The organism is Spiroplasma endosymbiont of Megaselia nigra (genome assembly GCF_003987485.1).
GTDB lineage: Bacteria > Bacillota_I > Bacilli_A > Mycoplasmatales > Mycoplasmataceae > Spiroplasma.
In genome coordinates this window covers 1-3,091 of record NZ_RCOO01000144.1, presented here as the reverse complement: position 1 = coordinate 3,091, position 3,091 = coordinate 1, and the positions used below count along the sequence as shown (strand labels likewise).

The 3,091-nt window shown below is 23.6% G+C and carries 2 protein-coding genes; one reads left to right on the top strand and one right to left on the bottom strand.

The genetic code is table 4. From position 1 onward, the window contains the following. Positions 1-120: 120 nt before the first annotated feature. Complete coding sequence (locus D9R21_RS05465; protein WP_126821412.1) at positions 121-2,454, bottom strand: hypothetical protein; 2,334 nt, start codon at positions 2,452-2,454, stop codon at positions 121-123. A gap of 396 nt (positions 2,455-2,850) precedes the next feature. On the opposite strand from D9R21_RS05465, the gene D9R21_RS05460 reads away from it, so the two are divergent. Continuing rightward, positions 2,851-3,091, top strand: a 241-nt coding sequence (locus tag D9R21_RS05460) for a hypothetical protein (protein ID WP_148108842.1), incomplete at its 3' end; no start/stop codon positions are given.

Sequence of the window (3,091 nt, the reverse complement as noted above, 5' to 3'; positions counted from 1 at the left end):
CCCTTTGCCATATAAAAAATGTTTCTCCTAACTTTATATATTTAATAATAACCTAGAAAGGTTTTTTATTTCATATTCTCAGTTAAAAGAAACATTGTACATTTTAATAAAATGACTTTTTTATATTTCTAATGTAATTAATGATAGTTTTTCATTTTTCTCGTTAAACAGTTGTAAATTATTAATATTAATTTCTTCTTTTATAGATGGATAAGAAAATATTATACTATTTGATTTTTTTAAAAAATCAACGACTGCTTTATTTGAATATGAATTTTCATCTTCAACACCATTTTTTCAAAGATATCAGGTGTCTTCTTCTATTAATTGAAGATATGTATTTCTATCTTTACCACTAACTTTGGTTCCAATAGGACAATTTTTAATTAATTCTAAATTTATATCTTTTCCTGCAATAGTTTTTTCATTTGATTTATCAACAGAAATATTTATATCATAATTTCCATAACCTCACATACCAGATATTTCAATTTGATTTAAATTAAATAGTTTTTCATGCTTTTGAAAAGTTATTTTAATATTATCTTCAATTAAATTTTTAGTAATACTTATTCAATTTGTTTTAGAATAAAATAAAGTATATCATTGAGAAAAATAATTTAAATATTCTTCTATATTGTTATTAGAAACAATTAAATTAGTTAAATATTTTCCATATTCTCCATCAGATAATTTAATTTCTGCTGGAATAAGCGAAGGTATATTATTTGTTTCTAATTCGTTTGTTATTGATAATCAATTAAAATAATTTGCTTCTAATTGATAAATATGGTTTTCTGAAATATCTTTGTTTTTAACAGTTACTTTAATTTTATCGTTATTATTCATAATGTTGGTTTTATTTTTTAAATTTCAATCTATAATTTGTCCTGTACTTGAATTAATTTGAGGTTTAAGGGGTTCATCAATACCATTTCAACGGTAAACTGTTTTAAATCTAGGAGCAGGTCAATCACTTATAACACTATAAGAACGAATAACAAGAGTAGTAATTGCTCGCAATCATTCTAAATTTAATTTATAAGTTTCATCTGCTTTTTTACTATCAAGTTCAATACTCGGATGTGTTCTATCTATTAAAGTATTATTTTTAAACTTAGTAATATTTCAAGTATTAGTTTTTCAAACAACAAAATAATACTTATCATCAACTGTATTAAATGGTTTATCATTTACATAAACTTCTTGTCAATAATTTATTGGTTCAGGTGGAATAGGACCAATATCACTAAAATTAAAATATGATGAAATTAATTGAACTTTACAATGTTCAAATACTCAATATCCTATTTCCGTTGTTGAATTAGGGGGTGAAATTAATTCAAAATAATAAGGGGAAAATAATTTAACATCATCATTATAGCCTTTATTAATTGCGTATTTACTATATGTATAATTTGATAACATATAAATAATTTGTTTAAATATTTTAACAATATTATCTTTAATGAGATTTGTGTTGTCTAATTTTCAATTTTCAAATAAACCATCAATAACATCTTCGGGTTTTTGCCCTTCGAATTTTTGGCGTAATTCTGCTGCTTTATTAGTAGGATTACCTTTTTCATCGTATTTTGCTCCTTGAAATTTTCTATCATAATTATAACGATATGTTAAATAATTTAATAGAACTTTATCTAAACCATTTTTATTTATTAAATCTAAAATATCTTTACCTTGAATATAGTTTTTTGCAATACTTCACGGTAAAAAACTTTCAGTAAATCAATACTGAAATATTCGTACATTAGGGTTTGTTTCAATTGGCATTGATAATAAAGGTACTAAACTAGCATTTTCAACGATCGATGAAGGATAAGAATAAACACCATTGACATCGCCTCAACACTTAATATTGCCAAATAACATAGATTTAGGGTATTTAATTTCAATCCCAGTAAAAACAGTATCTTCGGGCAATGATTTTTGTAAAACTAAATGAATACTATTCTGATTTTTTCATTTAAAATCAGTTATTTTAATTAAATGAGTAGATTTAATAATTTCAACACCATCGGGTGTATAAGGTCTTTTATATTCTTCGATAATATAACATTCATTTTTATTGTCTTCGGTAATTGGTTCATTAATAGATACTATTTTTAAGTCATAGGATTCTAAAAATTCTTTGTCTTTTTTTGAAATATCATTAATTAAAATATCTTTTTCATCAATCATTACATAACTTATGCTATTATCTTGGACTGTGGTGTTTTGTTGAATTTGTAATTTAAAATTAAAATCACTAATTTCATAACCAGTTATTTTAATATATTCATCTTTGTCAATAAAACCTATTTTAACGCTATTTTGAGAATAGTTTAAGGTTGGTTTTTGTTTTGTCTTAACAAGAACCTCATCTAATGATGAAATAGTGGAAACTAATGACAATGTCGTAAAAGAAGAAGATATCTCAAATGTAGACCGCCTCATGTGGAATAAAAACACTTAGTTATTTAAAATAACTGTCCCACACTGCATTAAGTTGTTTTATTAAATCAAAGTTTTAAAGAACCAGTTTCATAATCAAAGATAATTTTTGAATTTTCTAGTTTATGATAAGACTTTTTTTGCTTTCAATTTTAACATCACATATTTTTTGTTGCTTATTAATTTTCATTACCATTCCTTTCTTTGACATTATTTTTTTATTTATTAGCCAAATTAATTAATTGAAACAGAGAAAGGACAACACCTTAAATGAGGAGAAAAACAAAAGTTGTGATAAAAAGTTTCTATTTTAATAATTTAAGATGCTGCCCTTTCTCTGAATTAATTAATAATTATGGGTTTACAAATAAAAAAACAACCCTTTTTATTTAACAAGAGTTGTTTTTTTGCCGCTTCATCGTACATGATACAAAAATAATAATTAAGCAAGATGGATCAATTTCAAATGATACAAATAATATTGTTATTAAAGATTTAACAATTAAAAGAAAATTAATAAATAATAGCGAATTAATGGCAGATGAACCACATGCTATTTATAAGCGTGATATGGATATTGATTTGCCAAAAGAAACATTAGATTCTTATGATATAGTGATAAGAAAAATAAATAGTGCAA